This window comes from Spiroplasma endosymbiont of Stenodema calcarata, assembly GCF_964031205.1.
GTDB lineage: Bacteria > Bacillota_I > Bacilli_A > Mycoplasmatales > Mycoplasmataceae > Spiroplasma.
Window position 1 is genome coordinate 247,070 of the sequence record NZ_OZ035018.1, and the last position, 23,385, is coordinate 270,454.

The window sequence follows — 23,385 nt, forward strand, 5'->3', positions numbered from 1 at the left end:
TAATTTTTTTAATTTCTAATAAAACAGAATTTTTATAAACATTACTTATTTCATTTTCTGTTGCTGTTTTAGGATCTAAAACATTTATAATAAAATCATTTTCTGTTGCTGTCGGTGTAGCAATATTACTTATATTTATTTTCCTAGGGGCTGGTCCTGGGTGTTGGTGGTTCTAAATTAATTCAAGGTGCTAATTCAAATGTAATACCACGATTATTTTGAGCATTAGTAATATCAGTATTAGAAACATCACCAGTTACAAATAATCAATGTAATTGTCGCATAAATGTAGGTAATGAATATAATCCACGACCTAAATAACGAATATTACCTGTATTTTGATTAATAACTTGTTGAATACTTTTTCAACCTTGAGGCATTGCACAATCTTGTTTATGCCCTATAAATCCTCATGCACCAACTGTTGAATTAAAATTTAAATTAAAATCTAAATCTTTATTAATTCCATTTTCTTTTCCTTTATTAAATTGGCGACCTAAATATCAACTTTCAAATACATCAACACCAACAATCATTTTTTTTCATAATTGACCAGTTGCTAATGTATCTGCTGCTGTTTGATCTAAAATTTTAATATATGCTTTTGTAAATTGAGCAAATGCTGGCATTGATACATGTACCATTAAATCATCTTTTTTAGTACCAAACATTAATGAATTTACTTTTTGTACTAAATTAATTGAAATATCATTAATTTTATAAAATGTTTCTTGTGCTGAATCATTATCAGTTGGAATTGGTAATTTAATAAATTGACCAGTTGCAATACATGAATCAACTACGCCTTGTAAGTAAATTGCATTCATATTTGAATATCAATTACGAGTAATTGTTCTCATTCATTCACCAATTGTAGTTGTTCGTACTTCAACTGGAGATTCCATAAAACGAACAACATCAAATGTAGGAACATCATATTTAAATGTTAACATTTGGTCCAACATAACAGTTGCTCTTCGTACTGATACTTTTTGTTGTTCCATTCCAGAATTTATATCATAATCAGTACCCCAAACCATACGCTCTGGGAATACATATTGTCCTTGTTCTCAACCCTCTGACATTGTTATTTGTTGAGCAGTTAACATCATCATTTCAGTAGCGTCAATATATTCACTATCTGCTTCTAAAATCTTTTTAATTTGTAAAACAGCAATATCGCCAATTGCTTTTTCTGTTGCATTATTACCACCAACTTGAAAAACTGTTGGTAATGTAATACTTGATTTTCCACCTATTTTTGCCATAGGTTTTCCTCCTTATTATTGTCATGTTAAACTTTTAGCATAAGCAATAATATCATCATCAGTTTTTGCACCATTTTTCTTTATTTCTTCTAATCGATTAGTTTTAATCTCTTCACTTCTTTTAAGCATTTGATCAATAACTGATCCACCATCAACAGTACCATCAACTGAATTAATATTATATTCCTCAGCTATTTTATTTATTCTTTCTTGTTTAGATAAATTTTTATATTCATCATTATTAATTAATGAAGCAATAATCTTTTTATTTTTATCTGTATAATTTTTTAAATATAATTCATTTTCTAATGAATCACTTTTATTTTTTAATTCTTGTAATTGTATAGAAACAGTTTCAAATTCTACTTTATCAACTACATTTTCACGGTTTTTAATTGATTCACGAATTTGCTTAGCTTGAGCGTCTAATAATTCATTAACTGCTTGTGCTTTTTCATCATCAATTTCTAAAATTTCTTTAATTTTTTCTATATTTGCCATTATAATTCCTCCTTATTTAAGTGTTGGATTAACACTTTTAACAAATAATAGTTAAGACTCTTTTTAAGGAAGATTAACCTATAACTTGATTATATATAAATAGTTAACAAATGCAATATATTTTGTAAACAAATACTAAACAAATAAAAGAAAAGTGTTATAATTGAATTGAAATTATTATTTATTGATATATAATTACTAATAAGAATGACGAGGGGTCATTCTTTTTTTTATTTTTTATTGTATAATTATCATAGAAATAAAACGGAGTGATTAAAATGAAAGAAACTATGCTATCTAAATATTTAAAAATATCGCCAATAGAAGCAAATAAAATTGAAATGGCAATATTGTTTCTATTAAATTCAACATTTGAAAATAAAAAACAAATTTATAAAATGCATATTTTTAAATTTTTATCTTTTTTAGAATGAAAAGCTGCAAAAGAATTTTCAGGTCATTTTTTTATTTTAAATTTTGTAGCCCTAAAACGGGGGCCAGTTCCTTACAAAATATCAAATTTTATTAATGAAGGTGGAACTTTTCAATATTTTACTTACAGTGTATTAAAAAAAGAAAAAGAAAATGATTTAAATAAAATATTATTTAGTTTCAAAAACTTATCGCCCACTTATTTTGAAGATTATTTTAATTGAAAATATTTTTCTGAAAATGAAAAAAAATATTAAAAGAAGCAACAGAGTGAATATTAAAGTTTAATAATACAAATTCATTAAGTGATGATTCTCATAAAATAATGAAATCATGAGAAAAAGCATGGAAAAAAGCAGTTCAAAACAATAAAAAAAGCGAATTTTTTGATTTTAGTTACGAAATAGGAATTCCAAAAACAGATGAAGATTATGAACAAATATTTAAATTATACAAAATAGAACTTTAATTTTGTCGAAAACTCTTGATATTTATAGAATATATCTAATTTTAGGTATATTTTTAATATATAGAGGTAAATAATTGATGGAAAAAATAATTACAGAATTAAAAAACAGTTTTACAGATGATCAATTTTTAGAATTTGCTGAAAAAATAAAAAAAGAAGCAGAAGTAATCAAAAAACAAAAACGTTTAAATGAAATTGATCAAAAATTTAGAGATAAAGGCATTATATGTCCTGATTGTAAATCTTATCATTGTGTTAAAAATGGTCATAATCCCGAAGGAAAACAAAAATATTTATGTAAAAAATGTCGTGCTAGTTTTGATGCTTTTCGTCATCATTTTACTTATTGAAGTCATTTAAATTATGAACAGTGAAATTTATTAATTCAAATTTCATTATTAGGACAATCTAGTAAAATAATTTCCCGTTTTATTAAAACAACACCAAAAACTGCTTGATATAATCGTCAAAAATTAATGCAATCAAAACAATTAGAAAATACTCAATTAAAATTTAAAAAATTAAATGGTCAAATCCAAATTGATGAAACTTTTATTAAAGAAATCCATAAAGGTAATTTTAAAGATAAATTTGATAAACGAAAAACTCATCTTGATCCATTTTCAACTAATACCAAATGCTGTATTCAAATGGTAGTTGATAGCAATAATAATATTTTTGTTCAATCCACCAATACCAAACGATTACAAAAACAATGAATTATTGAAAATATGAATAAGCAATTAATTAAAGAAAAATCAATAATTATTTCTGACATGCAACCATTATATTTATTAGTAGCAAAACAAACAAATTCTACTCTATATTCTACCAAAACTAGTACAAATCCTGATACTAGTTATCGAAAGTTAAATAAGATTAGTAAATTACAATCGAGTCTTAAAGAAGCCTTAATTCATTATCATGGTTTGGGTTTCACTAATATTCAAAATTATTTAAATCTATGAAAATGAAAATACCAACATAAAGGTTTAACACCAAAACAACAATCAACGGTATTATATTTTAACGTTTAAAAAATTTAAAGCAAAATCATAATCTTACACAAAATTAGTTTTCAAATTGTCATATTGATGATTTTTTTTATTTCATCAAGAGTTTTCGACAAAATTAAAGAATTATTTTCTTTTGTTCCTTTATTAACTTGTTTTAATTTAAAAGCATTTCTTCATTGAGCAATAATAGTTGCATTACCAGTAATTGCTAAAGTAAATTCGGAGTAATCTTGTGGAATACTATTAATTGGTTTATAGCCACTTGTAGTTAATGGAATAACACCATTAGTAATTACAAAAGGAAATATAAATCATTTATCTAATTCTTGTATTTTTCTTTTAATAACTTTTGAATCAGTAGAGGCCATTCTCATTGCTGTATATAATACTTGATTATTAATTTGTATTGCTTCTTTTGAATTATTTTTGTTTAAATTCATCTTTTATGCCTCCTGTATTATTACTTTCGTTTTGTTCATCTTCATTTTCTAAATCAAATTTAGAATTAGTTTCTAATTGCTCTTTATCAATTCTTTCAACTTCTTTTATAGCAAATGTCATAGGAATATTATCAACAATATGTATATATTTAGCACGACTCATTGTTGCATTTTCTAATCTTGTATTATTTGTATCAACTAAACGCATTTGGTCAATAATTCCAGCAGGTTTAAATTTTAATGAATAAGGGCGTTCAGTTTTATCTCAATTATTATTTTCAACTTTTCAATATTTATGAAATATTCATCAACAATCAAATAAACGATATAAATAATCTAATAAGAATTCTTGTCATACTGCTTGTGATTCAATATCTTCTGCTTGCATAATTAATGTTTCATTTTGGCTAACATATGTATTTTGCTCATTTGATTGTCATGATAAACCAATACCGCGAAATACTAATTTTAAAATATGATCAGTATCTAAATTATAATCACTTGAATTATATTGTCCTTGAACATAATTAACAGTTGCACTACCACTTTTTTCATCATAAGTATTATTTAAATTCTCAATAACAAAATCACTTTCATAATCTTCTCAAGTTTTTTTCTTTTCTTTTACATTACTAATTTCAGTAGGTGTTGCTTGAATATATCCTCTTGCTCTTGAAAATCTTCTTGTTTTCTTTTTAATAAATAAATTATCTTGTAAATCTTCAATTAATCATAAAGTAGGGTAAATATCAGGATATGAACTTAACATTGTACTAGAAGCTTGACCTTGTAAATTAGCTTTAATAAAATTAGGAATTTGTATTAATGGAAAACGACCTAATTTATTAATATATGTTCTTTTTTCAATTCTTAAACTTTTATCTATTTTTCCACTAACTGCTCCTGATTGTGTATTCTCATCATTAGGATATGAATCAATTTGAATATATTTATCATTAATAGTAACATGAAATATATAACCAGTATCATCTTGATTAGGTAATATTGAAATATCTGCTGATTGTTCTTCTTCATTAATTTTAGATACAAAATTAGTAAATAATGCTGTACCTAACATAATATCTAAATCACCATCTCGTGTTTCATATATAAACATAACTGCAACACCTAATAATGATTTAGTTCATGACATTTTAATTAATTTTTCATAAACTTTTCTTTTATGATATCAATTTTGTCAATGAATTAATGCTTGTTCATCTTCACTATCACAAAGTAAACCTCTTCCTATTTCCATTCTTACTTTTCTTTGAGCAACTATTATTGGAATGGAATGGCAAGGGTTTTTTGGACAAATTTTATGTAGAGTAATAATTTCTCTATTTTACTGGTGTTAAATAATTTAGTTTGCTATGAATTCGAATATTATTGTACCAATTAATGTAATCAAATAATTTTAATTTAAACTGCTCAATGTTTTTAAATTTATTATTTTTAATAAATTCAGTTTTAAAAATTTTGTATGTTGATTCCGCAACAGCATTGTCATAAGGACAACCTGGTTTACTGTAAGACTTTTGAATGTTATTTTTAGTTAAAAAGTTATAAATAAGATTGTTGTTAAATTCACTACCTTGATCAGTGTGAAATATTTTAATATCATTTAATGTAAAGTTAAGTTTATTAAAGGTATTTTTAACTAATTTTGCATTTTTGTGTAAACTAACATCATAACTAATAATTTCACGATTAAATAAATCAATTAGAAAGCAAACATAATATCATTTATTATTAATAAAAACATATGTTAAATCACTGACAACAACTTCATGTAGTTTATAATTATTAAATTCTTGATTTAATAAATTATTATATTTATATGTAACATTGCTTGTATTTGAATGTTTGTATTTGATTTTTGTATAATTTGAAATTAAGTTATATTTTCTCATTATTTTACTAATCTTTACACGAGATAATATAATATTTTGCTGAGCTAGCATGATTTTAATTTTTCTTGTTCCATAATTTTTACGACTTTTTAGAAAAATACTGATAACAGCATTATCAATGTTTTGATTATTCTTGGGATTATTTGCTTTTAATTGATAGTAATATGTTGATCTAGCCAATTTCAATGTTTTACATAAATTAATAATTGGATATTTTGCTTTGTTATTTTTAATGATTGCTATTTTTTGCCGATTATCAGTGTTGCTTGCTTTAAAATGTCATTTTCCATTTCTAATTGTTTAACTTTTTTACGTAATTGAATTAATTCGTTTTCTTCTGGCGTTCTATTGTCTTTAGCTTTAAATGAGTCCGAGTTACTAAATTGGTGAGCTCATTTCCAAACAGTAGATTTACCAATTTGGTAATCATTGGCTAATTGTTCAGGAGTTTGACCCATTTTGTAAAGACCAACAATTTGTTGCTTAAATTCATCGGTATAATGATTCTTTGCCATAATTACACCTCCATTGTAATTTAATTATAAATATTTACTCTACATTATTGTTGTCCAATTTATCTTAACCTATCCAATAATTTACTTTCTTTTTCTACTTTATCTACTTTTAAAACTTTATAATCATTTTTACATTTATAAACAAAAATATTATTTTTAGGAATATTCTTTTTATATTTTCCAATAATTTTATCTATATCAATTAAATATATATACATTTTAAATATACTCCCTTATTAATCTATTATTTGATGATTGCACAATCTCTCTTATATATTCACTTAATGCATAATAATCAGAGTCAAATTCATCATCATATAATGGCATTATGTCTTCTTTTTCACTATTTAGTTTTTCTTTTCACTGAATCATTGGATATTCAGTATTACTTTCTTCTAAAATTAAATCATGGGTCATTTTTCCACTAATCATTGCACCAATAAATGAATTAACACGATCAGTAACTAATCATATACTTTTATCAACTTTTTCAAATCTTAATAATTTACCATATCGATATTTTATTTTTTCCTTATTAAGAACATCAATAAATGCTCTACCACCTGCACCATAATCAACATTAATTGTTAAACCACTTTCAATAAATATAGTACTATTTTTTAAACTAGATAAATAAAATTGAATAATATCATTTGCTTGTTCAAAAACATCTTTATATTCCATTGTTGCATTTGAATGAGTATATTTACCTATTTTATGTACTTTTTTTAAATTTGAATTATACACTCATAAACTAGCACTTGTTTTATGTCCATTTGGGCTATCTGCTTGAGCATAATCAACACCAGCAAGGATTTTATCAAAACTTCATGTTAATTTAGTAAATTTAAGATACCTAGCAAATACAGCATCTTTACTTTACATTTTTTTTTAATATTTTTTAATAAATATTGAATAAAAATTTGTAAAAGAGTATGATAATTTTATAAAGGTAAAAAAGTAGGGAATGGCATCTTTACTTCTGCAATATGTAAAATCCATATTCTCCGATAAATATATATTGTGCTAGGAGAAGAACGAATACAAAAAAGTATATTTATTATATGATGTTAAAATATTACAACTTAATAGGCATTTTATATATTTAAAAACAAATTGTTTTTTACTTTTTTTTGCATATTTATCTTTAAAATTTTTAAATAAGTTTTTTAAAATCTTATTAAAATTTAGTGTAGAAATAAAGAGGAAATATAGTATGGCAGAAAAATATGGTATTAATGTTTACTCAGAAATAGGTGAATTAAAAACTGTTTTAGTACATAGACCTGGCGATGAATTAGCCAATTTATCACCGGATTTATTAGAAAGATTGTTATTTGATGACACGCCAGATTTAAAGGTTGCACAAAAAGAGCATGATGCTTTTACAAAGACTTTTAAAAATTTAGGTGTCGAAGTATTATACATTGAAAAATTAGTTGCGGAAGTTTTAGAAACTGATCCAAAAATGCGGCAAAATTTGTTAGAACAATTTTTAAAAGAATCTGGAGTAAAGGATATATATATTAGTAAGTTGCGTACTTATTTAGATAAATTAGATAATCAAGCTCTTGTTAACAAAATGATTGCAGGGGTAACAAAATATGAATTAGGTGTTGAAATGACTGATGATTATCCGTTAGTGGTTGATCCTCTACCCAATATTTTATTTCAACGTGATACATTTGCATCAATTGGGAATGGAGTAACAATTCATAAAATGTTTACGGTAACAAGAAATCGTGAAACATTATTTTCGGATGTTGTTTTAAGACATCACCCTCGTTTTAAAGATAAAATTAATTACTGATATAGTCGGGATGAAAAAGAAACTTTAGAAGGTGGAGACATTTTAGTTTTAAATAAAAAAACATTAATCATTGGAGCGTCACAGCGAACATCAATGAAAGCAATTAAAATAGTAGCAAAAAACATAATTGAAAATGATTCAATTAGTTACGAAAAAGTAATTGCTTTGGATTTAAAAACAAAAAATCGTGCTTTTATGCACTTAGATACTGTTTTTACAAATATTGATTATGATAAATTTATTGCCCATCCATTAATTTTTGAGGCAATGGGTGAGTTTAAAATCTTTGAAATTACAAAAAATGGTGTTACAGAAATTAAAGAAACCATCAAAGATTACTTATCAACAGAAATTGGAAAACCAGTTCACATTTTCAAATGTGGGGGTGAAGATCCAATTGTGCAAGCAAGAGAACAATGAAATGATGGGACAAATGTAATTACAGTTCGTCCTGCTGAAGTAATTGCTTATTCACGTAATCATGTTACGCTCGAATTATTAAAAGCAGCAGGAGTCAAAGTTCATGTTATTGATTCAGCTGAATTATCACGTGGTCGTGGTGGACCTCGTTGTATGTCAATGCCAATTTGAAGAGAAGATATTTAAAAGGAGAGAGAAATAAAATGGCTGTAAATTTAAAAGGAAGAAGTTTTTTAACATTATTAGATTTCACACAAAGAGAAATTTACTATTTATTAGATTTATCAAAACAATTAAAAGATGCAAAATATGCCGGAACAGAACAAAAACCATTAGCTGGTAAATCTGTGGCTTTGTTATTTGCAAAAGACTCAACACGGACAAGATGTGCTTTTGAAGTAGGGGCATTTGATTTAGGAATGCATCCCGTTTATTTAGGACCAAGTGGTAGTCAAATGGGTAAAAAAGAATCGGTTGAAGATACAGCAAAAGTACTAGGAAGAATGTTTGATGGAATTCAGTTCCGTGGTTTTAAACAAACTGATGTTGAAACTTTAGCAAAATATTCAGGAGTACCAGTTTGAAATGGTTTAACTGATGAATTTCATCCAACCCAAATGTTAGCGGATATTTTAACTTTGCAAGAAGAAAAAGGTCGTCGTAATATGAAAGGGTTAAAATTTGTTTACTTTGGCGATTCACGCTTCAATATGGCAAATAGTTATATGGTTGTTAGTGCTAAATTAGGAATGCATTTTGTTGCTTGTGCGCCAAAAGATTTATGACCAGATAAAGATTTGTTAAAAAAAGTAGAAGCTATTGCAAAAGAACATGGTGGTTCAATTACTTTGACAGAAGATCACAAAACAGCGGCAAAAGATGCGGATGCAATTGCAACTGATGTGTGAGTGTCAATGGGAGAAGACCCAGCAGTATGAGGACAAAGAATTAAAGACTTAACACCATATCAAGTAACAATGGAAAAAATGAAACAAGCAAAAGAAGATGTAATTTTCTTACATTGTTTGCCAAGTTTCCATAATGGTGAAACTGATACTGCTCAACAAGTAATTAAACAATTTGGGGGAACTGGTGAATTAGAAGTTACTGATGAAGTATTCCGTTCAAAATATTCACGTGCTTTTGAAGAAGCAGAAAATCGTTTACATACTATTAAAGCAGTAATGCTTGCAACAATTCGTGGTTAGAATTTATTAAAAAATAAATTAGAAAGGGTTGTAGAAATGGATCTTAAAAATAAGAAAAAATTTAAGTTTAAATTACCAACAGCATTCACAATCTTATTAGGAATTACGTTGTTAATTATTATTATTTCTTGAATTCCAGGAACAACTGGCTCATATGTTGTGGATAAAGAAACACACGCGGGGGGGGCAGCTGGTATTTTTGATTTATTCTTAGCACCAATGGAAGGTTTCAAAGATAAAGTTGATGTTATTGTCTTTATCTTAGTGCTGGGAGGATTCTTAGGAATTGTTATTGAATCAAAAGCATTGGATGCTGGTATTGGACGTTTAGTAGCTAAAATGAAAGGTCGCGAAATTTGAATTATTCCAATTGTAATGTTTTTATTTTCAGTTGGGGGAACAACTTATGGAATGGGAGAAGAAACAATTGCGTTATATCCTGTTATTATTCCGGTCTTATTAGCTGCTGGCTTTGATGTCTTAACCGCGGTAATGACAATTTTATTAGGAGCTGGTATTGGATGTATTGGGTCAACACTAAATCCCTTTGTTGTTCAAATTGCAGTTTCTAATGCTGGTCTTCCTGGTAGTGGATTAGCATCATTAACAGGGATTGTATGAAGAGTAGTTTCATGATTATTATTAACAGCTGGCGGAATTGCCTTTGTTGTTTGATATGCGTTACGAGTTCGTCGTACTCCTGGAAAATCACCATTATTTGATAAAAAAGATTTTTATGAAGCAGAATTTGCGATTGCTGCTGATTTGCCTGAATATAATGGTAAACGGAAAGCAATTATGACAATTTTTATGGTCACCTTTGCTTTAATGATTTTCACCCTAATTGGATGAGACAAATTTGGTATTCCCATTTTTGTCGATTTCACAAAATTAGTTAGTGACCATGCCCCATATATTGCACACTTTTTTGCTCCAGTGGGGAAATGATATTTTATGGAAATTTCTGCTTTATTCTTTATTGCATCAATTGTAATTGCATGCCTTAATTGAAAAGGAGAAGAAAACTATGTAAATAGTTTTGTCCGTGGATCAGCCGATATTTTATCTGTCTGTTTAATCATTGCGTTTGCGGCAGGTATTGGTTTTATTATGACTAATACTGGAATGCAAAGCAAATTAATTAGTGGATTATCTTCACCAATGTCATCATTGGGGAAAACTGGCTTTATTATGGTAGCGTTCTTATTCTTCTTAATTATTTCTTTTGTAATTCCTTCAACATCAGGATTTGCAACGGCGGTCTTTCCAATTTTGGGGCCTGTTGCGAATGGTGTCTCAACTGGTTTAGCATCTGGAACAATTACGGCCTTCTCATTTGCTAATGGAATTATTAATTTAATTTCACCAACTAGTGCGATTTTAATGGCGGCATTGTCAATTTCAAAAGTTCCATATGACCGCTTTATTAAAGCATCATGACCATTAATTGTTGGAATTACTATTGGGTCGATTGTTCTCTTAGCAGTTGGTACTTTATTACCAATTTCAAACACAGGACCTTGATTCTAAGAAAAAGAAAGGACATATAAATATGGCAAGAATAGTTGTGGCGTTAGGGGGAAACGCATTAGGAAATTCTTCCACTGAACAACAAGAAATTGTAAAAGATACCGCTAAAGCAATGGTAGATATTATTGCAAATGGTGATGAATTAATTATTGCCCATGGGAATGGACCACAGGTTGGAATGATTAATAATGCTTTTGATGAAGCATCACATGTTAATAACAAAATTCCAATGATGCCATTTCCAGAATGTGGAGCAATGTCGCAAGCTTATATTGGTTATCATTTGCAAAATGCAATTTTAAATGAATTAAATAAGCGTAAAATTGATAAAAACGTTGTGACAATTGTAACACAAGTGGAAGTTGATCAAAAAGATCCTGCTTTCAATACTCCAACCAAACCAATTGGTGCTTTTTATTCAGAAGCTGAAGCAAAAGATTTAGCAGCTAAAAATGGTTTTATTGTTAAAGAAGATGCAGGACGGGGATGACGAAGAGTAATTGCTTCGCCACAACCAGTTGATATTGTCGAAAAAAATATTATTGAAGATTTAATTAATAAGGGGCATATTGTGATTACCGTTGGTGGTGGTGGAATACCAGTTGTTAAAACTGGTAATGTTTATCATGGTGTTCCAGCAGTAATTGATAAAGATTTTGCTAGTGCAAAATTAGCTGAATTAATTAAAGCTGACAAGTTAATGATTTTAACGGCCGTTGCGCAAGTGGCTATTAATTATGGTAAACCTGATCAAAAAGCATTAGATGTTTTAACTTTAACTGATGCTGATAAGTACATTGCAGAAAATCAGTTTGTACTAGGAAGTATGCTACCAAAAGTGCAAGCAGCAATGAAATTTGCTAGTTCTGGGGTTCAGAAAGTAGCAATTATTGCCGAATTATCGCAGGCAAAAGCTGCTCTTGCAGGTAAGGCTGGAACAATGGTTAAAAAATAATTAGATTCTAGGTAAAAAAGTATTTTATTTGAAAATAAAATACTTTTTTTACTTTTTTTTTGTAATAATTAAAATAAGAAAAAACTAAGAAGTGTTAAAACTATATCGTATTTTTAAGAAATTGATAGAATAGGAGGAATGTAAAAAATTTTATAGAAAAAAATAAAGAATTAAATAAGGGAACAAAATAATGAAAGAAGATCTATATGATATTAAATTTCAAATTTTAGACCAAGAGGCTAATTTGAACAAATTTATTACTGATTTATATTATTTTAGTACTTTGCTAGAATCTTTAAAACAAGATTTTAGAAAGCACTGATTAGAATTAAAAACCTTTAAAAGTCAAAAAAATATAACATTTGAGGAATATCAAACTAGTGTAAAAAAATTAAAAAGTTTATATCAGACAAAAATAAACGATTTAAAGCAAGATATTAATGCCATATTTGTTTTATGTGCAAATGCTTATGAAAGTAATGTGGCATTTCAAAAAGAATATAAAAATGACATCAAGAAATTAAATAAAAAAATAAAGCAATTGGATAAAACAATCGGATTGCAAACATCAGAAAATGGGACAGATATTTATGTTAAGACAAAAATAAAACATTCACTTAGTCCTAAAATATTAATTTTAATCAGTTTAATTATTCTTCCAATTATAGTAATTGGAACACTATTAATAAATTACTTTGTATATTTGCCAAAAACAAGAAATGAATCCTTCAATTTAGCTAAATCAGAATATTTAATAGCTTTTATTATTGTACTAATAACATTGTTAATTATTTGTGGCTACTTTGTTTTAATGGTTAAAGTAATTAAAAAAATTTATCTAGATCGAAAAAACAATATTTTTAAAATAAGTTCAATTGGTTTTATTAGTTCTTTTTTAGATACATTAGGTGTTGGTAGTTTTGCTGTTGCAATTGCCGGGTTAAAAGCTGGAAAGATTATTAAGAATAATGCTCTTTTACCAGGGACATTAAATCTGGGGTTAGGAATTCCAAATTTAATTGCGGGAACAGTTTTTGTTGCGGCAATTAATGTCGAAGTGGTAACATTAATTTTATTAGTGTTGGGGGCTATTATTGGGAGTTTTATTGGCGCTGAATTAACAAAAAAAATTAGTGCAAAATATATTAGTTTAGTAATGGCAGTTGTGTTAGCGCTTGTTGGAATACTAATGATTTTAACACAATTAAATGTTTTACCAAGCGGTAGCAAAATTGGTTTAAGTAGTTGACAATTAGGACTTGCATTTGTTTTATTTATTATTTATGGCGGTTTACAAGCCTTTGGAATTGGTTTATATGCTCCGGCCTTAGCAACAGTTGCTTTGCTAGGAATGGATATTAAGGTTGCTTTTCCGATAATGACATTAGCTTCTGGTTCAGCTTTTCCATTGGCAGCTTATTCTTATTATAAAAATAATAATTATCAGCCAAAAACAAGTTTTGGATTAATGCTGGGCGGATCACTTGGAGTGGTTTTGGCCTTTTTAAGTGTTTTTGTTGGGGTTGAAGTTGGTTTAAATGTAAAACCTGCTGTTTTTACTAATTACCTGAAATGATTAGCAATTATTGTAGTTTTTTATGTTGCTGTTATGTTATTATCCTCGTATTTTAAAATTAGGAAAAAAGATAATAATGCGGGAATAACTGATAAAAAGACTATCTTATTATTTGATAATTATTCTAATTGAAATAATATTCTAAATAATCAACTTGATGATTATTTGGCTTTATATTATAAAAAACATCAGTTTTATGTTAATTTAAATCATGAGACTTTGAGAAAGGATCAAGAAAATGAAAATAGGAATTCCAAAGGAAATTAAAGCCCAAGAAAGTCGGGTAGGAGTTACACCGGCGGGCGTTATTGAATTATTAAAACATCAGCATCAAGTTTATGTTGAAACAAATGCCGGATTAGATAGTGGTTTTACTGATGCTGATTATAAGGCAGCTGGCGCTATTATTTTATCTAAATCAGCAGAAATTTGAAGTCAAGAAATGATTATTAAAGTTAAAGAGCCACTAGAAAGTGAGTATAAATATTTTTATGCTGGACAAATCATTTTTACATACTTTCATTTAGCTTCTAATAAACCGTTGACAACAGCCTTACTTAACGCAAAAGTTACGGCGATTGCCTATGAAACGATTCAGCTTGCCGATAAATCATTGCCGTTATTGCGACCAATGAGTGAAGTGGCCGGGCGTTTGGCAGTTATTAATGCAATGTATTTTATGTTTAAAACAAATGGTGGAAATGGTTTACTAATGAATGGCACACCGGGGACAGAACGTGCTATTGTTACTATTATTGGGGGCGGTATTGCGGGGGCAGCCGCGGCGAATATGGCAGCAAATATTGATTGTGATGTTACGCTAATTGAATATAATGAAAACAGAATTAGAGAATTATATCACTTGTTTGGTAATAAAGTAAATATTTTAAAGTCTAATCACTTGAATATTGAAAAAGCTGTTATTAATAGTGATGTCGTAATATCAACAGTATTAGTTCCGAGAGCATCTGCCCCAAAATTAGTGACGGAAGCAATGGTTAAGAAAATGAAAAAAAAATAGTATTATTATTGACGTTGCAATTGACCAAGGGGGTAGTGTTGAAACGATTACAAAGTCAACGACACATGATGCTCCTACTTTTATTAAGCATGATGTAATTCATTATTCCGTTGCAAATATGTCTGGTGTTGTACCACGGACAAGTACGATTGCTTTAACAAATGCTACGATTCAATTTGCGATTGCGATTGCTAATACTGATTTAAAAGTATTATTTTCGTCAAATCCAGCAATTAGAGCAGGAGTTCAAACAATTGCCGGAAAACTTGTCTTTGCGCCTGTTGCTGAAGCACTTAATTTAGTTTATACTGATATTCTATCGATTTAATAAAACTCAAAAAATAATTGGAAATAATTTCAATTATTTTTTATTAATATTAATCAGCAATTGTCGTTGATTGGTCTTTTATGGATTGTTGGGACATATTATTTTGCTAGTTTTTATGTTATAATTAGTATAAGTTAGTAATTTGCGAATAGGGTGAATATTTAATGGGCACATACATAAAAAAAGAGGGTCATAGTCAAACTTGTCATAATAATTGTCGGATTCATCATAATCCTGATTTTTTTAGTTATTATCAATATCCATACTCATATTCACCGTTTTATCCATATTCGACACCCCCATCGGTAGTGCAGTATACCCTACCACAAAATTTATGTCCCCCATTGTTAACACAATATCATTATTCACCAATAATTCAACAACCAATTCCCTCGCAACAATTACCGCAAGGATCAAATTTTGGACAACATTATCAAAATTTTAATCATGATTCAAATATTAATTCTTTTTCCAATTCTACTTCGGTAAATGCTGGCCCATATTCAGCAGTCAATGATAATCCGCATAATTTTCATCCTAATCAACAATTAAACGATTACTATCCATGACAAAGAGATTATAATGCTTCGCCACCAGAGAAAGAGAACTATTATAGTGATTTTCGGCGTCCGGTCTCACTTCCTAGTGTTGAAGAAGAATATAATTGAGCTGTCCATATTTCTGAAATTTTAGATGAATTTATTAGTCGTAATCGTCATCAATCTAAAACAAATGTTAATGAGTATAAGGAATTAAAAAGTACTTTGGATACTTCACTTAGTCATTTAAAAGAAGCCGAGGCCTTAAACAAAACTTTAGTTGATATTTGAGAAAAACGAGATGATTACCAAAAGCCTTCGCCAACTGTTACTAGTACTCAGACAGTTATTTTATCAGAAAATCCCTTGGCAGCAGAAAATAAAGAGGAAAATGGAAATCAACAATCCCCAATTTCAGACCTTGAAGATTCAATAAACACAGTAGAAACTGTTGAACCGGAGGTAACTTCACCCCAAAATCCATTATTACAAAACAATGATTTTGATTTTTTAGATTTGGATAATGATCTTGACGATGTTCAAGATGATGGCCATAGTGTCCTTTTTGACAAGAATCAATTTAATACAGATACGACAACATATTTTAATGAACCACCAGCTAATGAAAAACAAGAAAATATTGTGCCGGAAGATTTAAATGATTTTTTTGATGTAAATGCGCCAGTAATTGATTTAGACACGGTAAATGTTGTTACAGTAGAAGAGACTATGCCAGAACAAGATTTACAAAATAGCACACCAAATGGTGTGCCTGATACGGGCCCAACTCCAGGCACATATCAAAATTATACAATTAAGACATTTTTAGGAAAAGTAGAAGCAAAACAAATTTATGAAAAAATGTTTGATGAATTTGGGCATAATAAAATCGATCAATTTCAAATTATGAATGAATTTGGGCTCACGGAAAAACAGTATGATAAATTAGTCAATAATTTTTATCAGATAAAAAAAGAAAATAACAAAAAAATTAAGAAAGAGCAATTTGGGGTTGTGATTCAATCAAAATTTAATGCCAAAGCCTTTTGAATTAGTATAACTATTATTGGAATAATCTTATTACTAATTGGGATTGTTACTATTCTTTATTTTACAGTGCCAACTATTGCTAATGAAATTAATATCATTTTTGAGAAGATTCGTGATCTATTTTAATTTGAAAAAAACAAATTTAAATAGTTTTTTTAAAATATTATGTATAATAATTATTGTGATGTATCGGACAATTAAAGGAGAAAAGAAATGGCGAATACGCTGGTAATAATGGAATCCCCCACAAAAACAAAAGCAGTTGAAAAATATCTTGGTGATGGTTATTTAGTGTTATCTTCGGAAGGGCATATTCGAAATTTATCAACTAAAGGGGAATTTGGTTTAGGAGTTGATATTGAAACTTTTGAACCAACTTATAAAATGGAACGTGGGAAAAAGAAATTAGTAAAAAAATTAAAACAAGAGGCAAAAGATGCTGATTTAGTTATTCTTGCAACAGACCCTGACCGTGAAGGAGAAGCGATTGCTTATCATTTAAATGAAGTTTTAAAATGCAATGAAAAATCACGTCGTGTTCGTTTTAATGAAATTACAAAAGATGCTGTTTTAGAAGCTTTTAAACATCAAACGGATCTTGATATGAATTTAGTGCGGTCACAAGAAACCCGCCGAATTCTTGATCGGTTTATTGGGTTTCGTCTTAGCAAATTATTACAAAAAAAGATTAAGTCAAAATCTGCTGGGCGCGTGCAATCTGTGGCTTTAAAGTTAGTTGTGGAACGGGAAAAAGAATGACAAGATTTTATTTCGGAAGAATATTGGACAATTGAAGGATTATATAAAAAAGCGATTGTTAAATTAACCAAATTTAATGATGAGAAAATTGAGTTAAAATTGGAAGCTGATGTTTTAAAGGTTAAGAAAGCATTAAAAAAAGATTTTGTTGTTATGCAAATTAAGGAAATTGAAAAAAACCGAAAATCACCTAATCCGCATACAACATCAACAATGTTACAAGAAGCAAGTAGTAAATTAGGTTTTGCATCAAATAAAACTTCTTTAATTGCTCAACAATTATACGAAGGAATTAAGGTAAAAGATAATATCACAGGTTTTATTACTTATCCGCGAACAGACTCAATTCGTTTAAGTGATAAATTCATTCAAGATGCTTTTGATTATATTACCATTAAATTTGGGGAAAAATATTTGGGTGAAGTTAAAATATCTGCCAAAAATAAAAAAAATGTTCAAGATGCACATGAAGCAATTCGACCAACAGATTTAATAATGACTCCAGAAATGGCAAAAGAATATTTAAGCCGTGATCAATTACGATTATATAAAATTATTTATAATCGGGCTCTTGCTAGCTTAATGGCAAATGCTAAATTACTAAGTAAAACAATTATTTTGAATAATAATAATAATTATGAATTTCGAATGACAGGTAGTACGGTTCAGTTTGATGGTTTTTTAAAATGTTCAGCATTAGATGAGGATGAAGAAATTGCTAAATTACCGGTACTGAAACCAAATCAAATCATTAATTTAAATGAATTGTTTGGAATTCAGCACTTTACAAAACCACCAAGTCGTTATTCAGAAGCAAAATTAATTAAAACATTAGAAGAAATTGGTGTTGGGCGTCCTTCTACATATGCTCCAATTATGCGCACTTTAAAAGAACGTGGTTATATTATTGTCGAAAATAAAGCGATTAAAGCAACCGAAAAAGGAATTTTAACAAGTGATAAGTTACAAGAATATTTTAACGATATTATTAATGAAACTTATACTTCAACAATTGAAGAAAGCTTAGATGTTATTGCGCATGGTGAGACTGACCCAAAACCATTATTAAAGGAATTTTGAGAACGATTTGAACCACGAATTGAAGCCGCAATGGAATTAATGGAAGAAATTCCAGTTGAAAAAGCAGGAATTGATTGTCCAGAATGTGGTCGTGATTTAGTGTATCGCTATGGAAAATATGGTAAATTTATTGCTTGTTCTGGTTTTCCTAAATGTCGTTATATTCATCAAACGGGCCCTAAATTTGGCCCCTGCCCAGAATGTGGCGTTGGTGAAATTATTTTAAAATTTAATAAACGTTACCAGCGTTTTAAAGCATGTACTAATTATCCAAATTGTCAGTATACCGACTCTTATAAAGAAGAAAAATCAGATCAAACAGGACAAAATAGTGATAATAATGAGCACAATGGATTATATCGGATTAATTTATTAAAATAATAAAGTAATCCTTTTTATTATGGCCAAAAAAATATTTTCTAATTTAGAAAATGATTTTCAGAATTAAGGCTGTATAATTACCATAGTTTAAGAAAGGGGACGTAACTAATAATGTATGATAAAGGGACAAAAATTATTGTTAAAATAACAAATATTACACCATTCGGTGCTTTTTGCGAATTAAAAGACGCGGCTGGATTAATTCACATTAGTGAATTTTCAGATTTCTTTGTAAGAGATATTAAAGAATTTGTTAATGTTGGTGATAGTGTTGAGGTTGAAGTACTTGAATTTGATTCAGTTAAAAAACAGGTTAAATTAAGTTATAAAAACTGTCGACCTGAACTATTGAAAAAGAACAACAGTCAAATTCAAGAAATAGGAGCAGGTTTTCAACCACTACGTGAAAAAATAAATTCGTTAACAAATGAATAAAACGTTTAAATTTTATAAGTAACGTAATTTTTATTAGATAGAAAGCAGGCAATATTACTAAAATGATTAAAGTAAATTTTACTAATGCGTTAAATGAGACTGTTTTTGAAAAATATTTAGGACAAGTTAAAGATATTCATCATATGATTCATGATAAAACTGGCCTAGGAAATGATTTTTTAGGTTGGGTTGAATGACCAAATAATTATGATCAAGCAGAACTGACGGCAATGAAACAAACAGCACAACAATTAACTAAAGAAATTGATGTTTTATTAGTAATTGGAATTGGTGGGAGTTATCTTGGCGCTCGGGCTGCGATTGAAATGATTAATGGGTTATATAGTCAACAAAAAGTTAAAGTGATTTATCTTGGTAATACAATGTCTTCAACTTATACAGCACAAGTTTTAAAATATCTTGAGGACAAGAAATTTGGAATTTGTGTTGTTTCTAAATCTGGGACAACAACAGAACCAGCAATTGCATTCCGTCTATGTAAGGAACTTTTAGAAAAAAAAGAAGGCCTTTTAAAAGCGGCAAAATTAATTGTTGCGATTACTGATAAACAGAATGGGGCATTAAAAACATTAGCTGATGAAGCAGGTTATCAAACCTTTGTAATTCCAGATGATATCGGAGGAAGATATTCCGTTTTAACTCCGGTCGGAGTTTTTGCAATGCTAGTCAGTGGTATTAACATTGATAATGTTTTTAAGGGTGCACAGCAAGCTTATCAAGACACATTAATTCCTGATTTAACTAATCATGCCTATAAATATGCTGTTGGGCGTTATATTTTAAATTCTGAAAAAAAATATAAGGCAGAAATGCTTGTAAGTTATGAATTACAAATGCAGATGATTACCGAATGGTGAAAACAATTATTCGGAGAATCAGAAGGAAAAGATTCAAAAGGATTATTACCTTTATCATGCATTTTTTCAACAGATTTACATTCTCTTGGTCAATTTATTCAAGAGGGGACAAAAAACATTTTATTTGAAACAGTTATTGAAATTAAAAACCCTCAATTAGACCTTACTTTAGCAAAAGCAGAGCAAGATCTTGATGGTTTAAATTATCTGGCCGGAAAAACATTACATGAGGTCAATACAATTGCGATACAGGGTGTTATTGCTGCTCATACCAAAACTGGACATGTTCCTAATATTATTTTGGAATTTGAGGCAATGAATGACAGAATGTTTGGTTATTTATCGTATTGATTTATGAAAGCTTGTGCAATGTCGGCTTATTTATTACAGATAAATCCATTTGATCAACCAGGTGTTGAAATTTATAAAAAAAATATGTTTAATTTGTTAGGTAAAAATTTAAAATAACAAAATAAACATATTCAGATAAGGTATTTTAATTAAAAAATATCTAGAAATGAAATTCTACCAAAGATAGAATTTCATTTTTTTATTTCTTTAATTGTTTAATTTGTTTTAAAAAAGTTGAGGAAATCTCGGTCAAACCATAATCAGCAACAAAAAAAATTGTTTCAAGATTTTCATTTAATTTCTTATTAGCAAATGCTAATTCCATTTCGTATTTTAGATCATTGTTATTACGTAATCCACGAACAATATAGTTAGCACCTATTTTTTTTGCAAAATCACTAGTTAATATTTGATCATTAATTATCACTTCAATGTGCGGATTAATTTGCTGACAAATAGTCATAACTTGTGCGGCACGAATTTTAATGTCCGTTTGTTTTGTTTTTTCTAAGTTATTACTTACAACAACATATAATTTTGAGAAAAGTACACTGGCTTTCTTAATAATATTAATATGACCAGCATGAATAGGGTCAAAACTACCGGGGAATATTGCTTTCAATATTATTTCACATCCTTTTTAATATTTTTATTATTTTAACTGAAAATATGTTATTATAATAGCAATAAGTTTTTTTTAATTATTTATGTTTTTTTTAATACTAATGTATAATAAGTAAGATTACATTTATTTAATTTAAAAAAGAAAATATAAAAGCATTTAAATAATAAAATGTAAATAAGTACTAAACAGAAAAATTAGAAAGAAGTAGATTTTAATTATGGCAAAAATTAGTTTTTTCGCTCTTGGAGGCCTAGATGAGCGTGGCAAGAATTTATATTGTATTGAGGTAGAACAAGATATTTTTATTTTTGATGCAGGAACAAAAAATCCGGAACGGGGAATTTTAGGAATTGATGTAGTAATTTCAAATTTTGATTATTTAAAAGAAAATCGCGCCCGTATTAAAGGGATTTTTATTACAAAACCTTCGGATGAATGTTCAGAGGCACTTACTTATATGTTAAAAGAATTACCAGTACCAGTTTATGGAAGTAATTTAGCATGTAATATTTTAAAATTCCATTTACAACGTTTTAAAGTACGTGGAAAAGAAGAATGCTTTAAAATTATTAATGTGAAAGATATTCTTGATTTTGGAACATGTCAGGTTGAAGTTTTTTCAACAACAACAAATATGCCAAATAGTTTTGGTTTTGCATTACATACCCCGGATGGAACAATTATTTATAGTGGGGATTATATTTTTGATGCTAAAGCTGATCCTAACTTTGCAACTGATTTACAACACTTGAATCAAATTGTTGTTAAAAATAAGGTATTATTATTTTTAACTGAAGCTTCAACAGCATCACGTCGCGATTATACAGCGCCTAATCATAAAATCAAAAATTATATTGAACGAGCAGTTAAGGAAGCAGAAGGCCGTATTATTTTGGCTTGTTTTGATCAAGATTTACATAAAATTAGTGAACTTTTTGATTTAGTGCGAGAAAATAATATTTCAGTTGGAATTTATGGACAAACTTTATTAGAATCATTAAAAGTGCTATCTACTAGTAATAAATTAAATTTTAACGGTATTAATATTAAAGGTTTGCAAGAAGCTGTTAAAGAGGAAAAATCATTAATTATTGTTACTGGTAGTGGTGAACGTTTATATAGTCGTTTAATTAAAATTGCGGCTGGAAATGATGATATTTTAGATATCAAAGAAAGCGATATGATTATTTTAGCTACACCACCAAATCCAGGAAGCGAATTAAATCATGCTAACGTGTTAGACGAATTAGCGCGTACGGTGGCAAAAACAATTGCTTTATCAGATAAAAAAGTTTGAACAATGACAGCAAGTTATGAAGATGTTAAGTTAATGAGTTTAATCATTAAACCAAAATATCTTATTCCTGTGAAAGGATTATTTAAAGATTTTGTGCAAGCCAAAGCAGCTGCTATTGAAGCTGGAATTAATCCAGATCATATTTTTATTGTTGATAATGGTGATGGTATTGAATTTATTGATGGTGAATATACTAGAAAAACAAATAAAGTAAAAACGGCAGACTTATATGTTGATGGTATTGGTGTTGGTGATATTGGCGCTGTTGTTTTAAACGAACGTAAGCAATTAGCAACTGATGGTGTTGTAATTATTGGTGTTTCAATTGATGGTAAAACAAAAGAATTAGTTTCATTGATTGATACACAAATGCGTGGTGTAATTTATATTCAAGAAAATAACGACATTTTTCGTAAAATGCAAAAAGTTATTGTAGATATTATTGAAAAATATCAGAAAAAAACTATTGCTGGTGAAATGTATGATGTTAATGAAGTTAAAAATGAAATTAGATCAACAATTAGTTCATTTGTTAAAACAGAAACAGGAAAAACACCAATTATTTTAGCAATTGTGAATGAAATTTAA

Annotated in this window: 22 protein-coding genes and 1 pseudogene; 14 read left to right on the top strand and 9 right to left on the bottom strand. The window is 28.4% G+C overall.

Translation table 4 applies throughout. The annotated features are described in order from the left end of the window. Positions 1-143: 143 nt before the first annotated feature. Positions 144-1,268: a hypothetical protein gene (locus ACQH24_RS01315; RefSeq protein ID WP_425380252.1), complete on the bottom strand. Its 1,125-nt coding sequence runs from the start codon at positions 1,266-1,268 to the stop codon at positions 144-146. 15 nt (positions 1,269-1,283) lie between these two features. Beyond that, entirely contained in the window at positions 1,284-1,769 is a 486-nt protein-coding gene (locus ACQH24_RS01320) for a hypothetical protein (RefSeq protein ID WP_425380253.1), read from the bottom strand. Between the two features lie 278 nt (positions 1,770-2,047). Between ACQH24_RS01320 and ACQH24_RS01325 the strand changes: the two genes are divergently transcribed. The 3 genes from ACQH24_RS01325 to ACQH24_RS01335 all read left to right on the top strand — a co-directional run bounded on the left by ACQH24_RS01325 (position 2,048) and on the right by ACQH24_RS01335 (position 3,707). Beyond that, positions 2,048-2,458, top strand: a complete 411-nt coding sequence (locus ACQH24_RS01325) for a hypothetical protein (protein ID WP_425380254.1) — start codon at positions 2,048-2,050, stop codon at positions 2,456-2,458. Between the two features lie 68 nt (positions 2,459-2,526). Continuing rightward, entirely contained in the window at positions 2,527-2,670 is a 144-nt protein-coding gene (locus ACQH24_RS01330; RefSeq protein WP_425380255.1) for a hypothetical protein, read from the top strand. A 77-nt stretch (positions 2,671-2,747) separates the two neighbouring features. Next, positions 2,748-3,707, top strand: coding sequence for a transposase (locus ACQH24_RS01335; protein ID WP_425379371.1), 960 nt, complete (start codon positions 2,748-2,750; stop codon positions 3,705-3,707). 5 nt (positions 3,708-3,712) lie between these two features. On the opposite strand, the gene ACQH24_RS01340 is transcribed toward ACQH24_RS01335, so the two are convergent. From ACQH24_RS01340 to ACQH24_RS01365, 6 genes are all read right to left on the bottom strand, one after another. Then, positions 3,713-4,126: a hypothetical protein gene (locus tag ACQH24_RS01340; RefSeq protein ID WP_425380256.1), complete on the bottom strand. Its 414-nt coding sequence runs from the start codon at positions 4,124-4,126 to the stop codon at positions 3,713-3,715. Beyond that, positions 4,107-5,384, bottom strand: a complete 1,278-nt coding sequence (locus tag ACQH24_RS01345; protein WP_425380257.1) for a hypothetical protein — start codon at positions 5,382-5,384, stop codon at positions 4,107-4,109. The genes ACQH24_RS01340 and ACQH24_RS01345 overlap by 20 nt, the downstream gene beginning before the upstream one ends. Positions 5,385-5,466: 82 nt before the next feature. Continuing rightward, on the bottom strand, positions 5,467-6,336 hold the full coding sequence (locus tag ACQH24_RS01350) for an IS3 family transposase (RefSeq protein ID WP_425380674.1): 870 nt from the start codon (positions 6,334-6,336) through the stop codon (positions 5,467-5,469). Further along, positions 6,279-6,554 carry a transposase gene (locus tag ACQH24_RS01355; protein ID WP_425379385.1) on the bottom strand — a complete coding sequence of 92 codons (276 nt, stop codon included), beginning with the start codon at positions 6,552-6,554 and terminating at the stop codon, positions 6,279-6,281. Before ACQH24_RS01355 ends, ACQH24_RS01350 begins: the two co-directional genes overlap by 58 nt. 59 nt (positions 6,555-6,613) lie before the next feature. Continuing rightward, positions 6,614-6,772, bottom strand: a complete 159-nt coding sequence (locus ACQH24_RS01360) for a hypothetical protein (RefSeq protein WP_425380258.1) — start codon at positions 6,770-6,772, stop codon at positions 6,614-6,616. A 1-nt stretch (position 6,773) separates the two neighbouring features. Then, a complete protein-coding gene (locus ACQH24_RS01365; RefSeq protein ID WP_425380259.1) occupies positions 6,774-7,238 on the bottom strand; it encodes a hypothetical protein in 465 nt (154 codons plus the stop codon). Positions 7,239-7,770: 532 nt separating this feature from the next. On the opposite strand from ACQH24_RS01365, the gene ACQH24_RS01370 reads away from it, so the two are divergent. The 10 genes and pseudogenes from ACQH24_RS01370 to ACQH24_RS01415 all read left to right on the top strand — a co-directional run bounded on the left by ACQH24_RS01370 (position 7,771) and on the right by ACQH24_RS01415 (position 20,992). Continuing rightward, positions 7,771-8,970 (top strand): arginine deiminase, encoded by a 1,200-nt coding sequence (locus ACQH24_RS01370; RefSeq protein ID WP_425380260.1) that lies wholly within the window; start codon positions 7,771-7,773, stop codon positions 8,968-8,970. A 17-nt stretch (positions 8,971-8,987) separates the two neighbouring features. After that, the gene (gene argF, locus ACQH24_RS01375) at positions 8,988-9,992 is read left to right on the top strand and encodes an ornithine carbamoyltransferase (RefSeq protein WP_425380261.1); all 1,005 of its coding nucleotides are present in this window, start codon (positions 8,988-8,990) and stop codon (positions 9,990-9,992) included. 36 nt (positions 9,993-10,028) lie between these two features. After that, the gene (locus ACQH24_RS01380; protein ID WP_425380262.1) at positions 10,029-11,522 is read left to right on the top strand and encodes a YfcC family protein; all 1,494 of its coding nucleotides are present in this window, start codon (positions 10,029-10,031) and stop codon (positions 11,520-11,522) included. Positions 11,523-11,544: 22 nt separating this feature from the next. After that, positions 11,545-12,477, top strand: coding sequence for a carbamate kinase (gene arcC / locus ACQH24_RS01385; RefSeq protein ID WP_425380263.1), 933 nt, complete (start codon positions 11,545-11,547; stop codon positions 12,475-12,477). 190 nt (positions 12,478-12,667) lie between these two features. Further along, on the top strand, positions 12,668-14,320 hold the full coding sequence (locus ACQH24_RS01390) for a sulfite exporter TauE/SafE family protein (protein WP_425380264.1): 1,653 nt from the start codon (positions 12,668-12,670) through the stop codon (positions 14,318-14,320). Continuing rightward, positions 14,292-15,402: pseudogene (ald, locus tag ACQH24_RS01395) on the top strand (alanine dehydrogenase). Before ACQH24_RS01390 ends, ald begins: the two are co-directional and overlap by 29 nt. 164 nt (positions 15,403-15,566) lie before the next feature. Then, a complete protein-coding gene (locus ACQH24_RS01400) occupies positions 15,567-17,117 on the top strand; it encodes a hypothetical protein (protein WP_425380265.1) in 1,551 nt (516 codons plus the stop codon). 108 nt (positions 17,118-17,225) lie between these two features. Further along, a complete protein-coding gene (gene topA / locus ACQH24_RS01405) occupies positions 17,226-19,211 on the top strand; it encodes a type I DNA topoisomerase (protein ID WP_425380266.1) in 1,986 nt (661 codons plus the stop codon). Between the two features lie 111 nt (positions 19,212-19,322). Further along, a complete protein-coding gene (locus ACQH24_RS01410; RefSeq protein ID WP_425380267.1) occupies positions 19,323-19,646 on the top strand; it encodes a S1 RNA-binding domain-containing protein in 324 nt (107 codons plus the stop codon). Positions 19,647-19,708: 62 nt separating this feature from the next. Further along, positions 19,709-20,992, top strand: a complete 1,284-nt coding sequence (locus ACQH24_RS01415; protein WP_425380268.1) for a glucose-6-phosphate isomerase — start codon at positions 19,709-19,711, stop codon at positions 20,990-20,992. A gap of 82 nt (positions 20,993-21,074) precedes the next feature. On the opposite strand, the gene coaD is transcribed toward ACQH24_RS01415, so the two are convergent. Continuing rightward, positions 21,075-21,497: a pantetheine-phosphate adenylyltransferase gene (gene coaD, locus ACQH24_RS01420; protein WP_425380269.1), complete on the bottom strand. Its 423-nt coding sequence runs from the start codon at positions 21,495-21,497 to the stop codon at positions 21,075-21,077. A 220-nt stretch (positions 21,498-21,717) separates the two neighbouring features. On the opposite strand from coaD, the gene ACQH24_RS01425 reads away from it, so the two are divergent. Next, positions 21,718-23,385: a ribonuclease J gene (locus ACQH24_RS01425; RefSeq protein ID WP_425380270.1), complete on the top strand. Its 1,668-nt coding sequence runs from the start codon at positions 21,718-21,720 to the stop codon at positions 23,383-23,385.